This is a genomic window from Pseudoduganella sp. GW821-FHT12E03, from assembly GCF_058807115.1.
This window is the reverse complement of sequence record NZ_JBXAQJ010000039.1, coordinates 1-1,799: the sequence shown is the minus strand read 5'-3', so window position 1 is coordinate 1,799 and position 1,799 is coordinate 1. Positions and strand designations below refer to the sequence as shown.

At 53.7% G+C, this 1,799-nt stretch carries 2 protein-coding genes; both read right to left on the bottom strand.

The annotated features are described in order from the left end of the window. Positions 1 to 526: 526 nt before the first annotated feature. Positions 527 to 865 carry a hypothetical protein gene (locus AC1RRC_RS33190; RefSeq protein WP_493060200.1) on the bottom strand — a complete coding sequence of 113 codons (339 nt, stop codon included), beginning with the start codon at positions 863 to 865 and terminating at the stop codon, positions 527 to 529. 444 nt (positions 866 to 1,309) lie between these two features. Then, the gene (locus tag AC1RRC_RS33185) at positions 1,310 to 1,702 is read right to left on the bottom strand and encodes a hypothetical protein (RefSeq protein WP_493060199.1); all 393 of its coding nucleotides are present in this window, start codon (positions 1,700 to 1,702) and stop codon (positions 1,310 to 1,312) included. Positions 1,703 to 1,799 lie beyond the last annotated feature (97 nt).

Genomic DNA, 1,799 nt, shown 5'->3' with positions numbered 1-1,799 from the left:
CCCACACGGACACCAGCATACCGGACCAGCCGGCGCTTGCCACAAGACGTCGCACCGCCAGCGACACAAACGCCAGCCCTCGCCGCGCTGGCGAAACAGCCAGCGGCCAAAGAGCGAAGCGAAGTGGTCGAGGCATGATTCATTAACAGGGTCAAGGCTGGGCCCATCGTTCAAGGTAACTGGCTGCCGGAACGCGCAGCGTGGAGGCAGTCCAGTTGACCGCAGGGTTGGGCTTTACATTACAGTAAACCATACGGTCCTTTCAGTTTCTGCGTCAACCAACACTATTACGTGGTCTGGGTTCATCACAGCAACGTTCTCGTCGAGCGCGACTAGATCAAACAGCACAGACCAGTGGGCAAAGCCAAGTCCAAGAACGTCGTGACCGAAGCCGCCATTTTCGAATCGAGCGCTCGCGTCGCCAATGCGAAATTGAAATTTCGAGTCTCGGTACGCGGTTTCAGCAAAGCTCCTAGCCACAGAAATTGCTCGTTCTTCGCTAATGCTCATTGAAAGGGCCAACGTGTTAATTCAGCCGCGCCGCAGGCGTCGGCTGGAATGCATTGTTGGGGCGATTTAGTGTAACGCCGAATAGTTTCGATATGGAAGTTACAGCCACTCGCTCCACCCGTCCATCTGAACCAGCGTAGATTGTAACGAAGCGCCCAGAACTATGAAATATTCCGACCTCATTCCAGAACTCACAGTGGAGATCGCTCTTGCCAATCAACTGACATTCTTTATCCAGTGCTGTTTGATGCAAGGGAAGCGCGCGGATATCACGCCCGAGAAATGCCTTTTTCCCCCGCTCCAGATTTTCAGCTGAAGGTAAAATTCTCTCACCAGGGTATTCGAAGATGCGCATTTGGTCGGCAATATTGTATGCGTCAGGTTCGCAGCCGCATGTCACCCCGGAAGTCATGAACAGTGGCACCGAAACAAGCATCGCAAGAATTATCGACAGCTTCCGCACTAGACACCCCAACGTGAGAATTCAGCGGGCGCCGTAGGCGATCCGCTGGAATGAAATGTTGGGCAAGGCGCGTGAACTTGCCCCGAATGCCCAGCCGGAAACTTTGCCGCGCAAGCGCCAACCCGCATGGCGAGCAGCCGCTGACGCAAGCTTACACCCCAAAAACCTAAGGTCTCCAAGAGCCAAACGCCACCGCTAGCCGCACGCACGGAGTTGCCTGCGGCCCACGAGCCAAGCGTAGTGGCGATAGTCAATGAAACCATGTTCAGAGCCAAGCCCAACGTCAAAATTCAGCCGCGCCGGCAGGCGTCGGCTGGAATGCATTGTTGGGCGATATCACTTGGCCCTCATTTCAGAGAATTTCTCCAACCAGCGATGCAGCATTTTGCCTTCCTTGACCTCACCTTGATCCTTGTACGTCCGATCAAGCCATTTCGCGTGTGAGAATTGAACAAATCGAAAGCCCTCATCAGTCAAATCGAAGTTCTTCAATTCAGTTGAATCTGAAATCTCTTCTGGCGTCGCAGCCAAAATCCTTACCGTGAAACTGTGGCACTGCAGAAAATTGAGATACTGCCAGTAGCGACGCAGCATCAACGCACGAGGAATCGGCTCAAATCCAGTCGATGCATGTCTCTTTTCAATATCAATAAGCATTTCTACCGAATCCACGCGAAAGTCATTAGTGGGACGGGGGAGGCTGAACATTCGTAAAGCGTCTTTGCTCATTTGCGCTAGGCCCAACGTGAGAATTCAGCGGGCGCCGTAGGCGATCCGCTGGAATGAAATGATGGGCACAGCGCCTGAACTGGCCGCGAATGACCCG

Excerpts from the sequence above, each read along its gene's own strand:
- AC1RRC_RS33190 (WP_493060200.1), bottom strand. The coding sequence starts at position 865 with ATGCGCATCTTCGAATACCCTGGTGAGAGAATTTTACCTTCAGCTGAA.
- AC1RRC_RS33185 (WP_493060199.1), bottom strand. The coding sequence starts at position 1,702 with ATGAGCAAAGACGCTTTACGAATGTTCAGCCTCCCCCGTCCCACTAAT.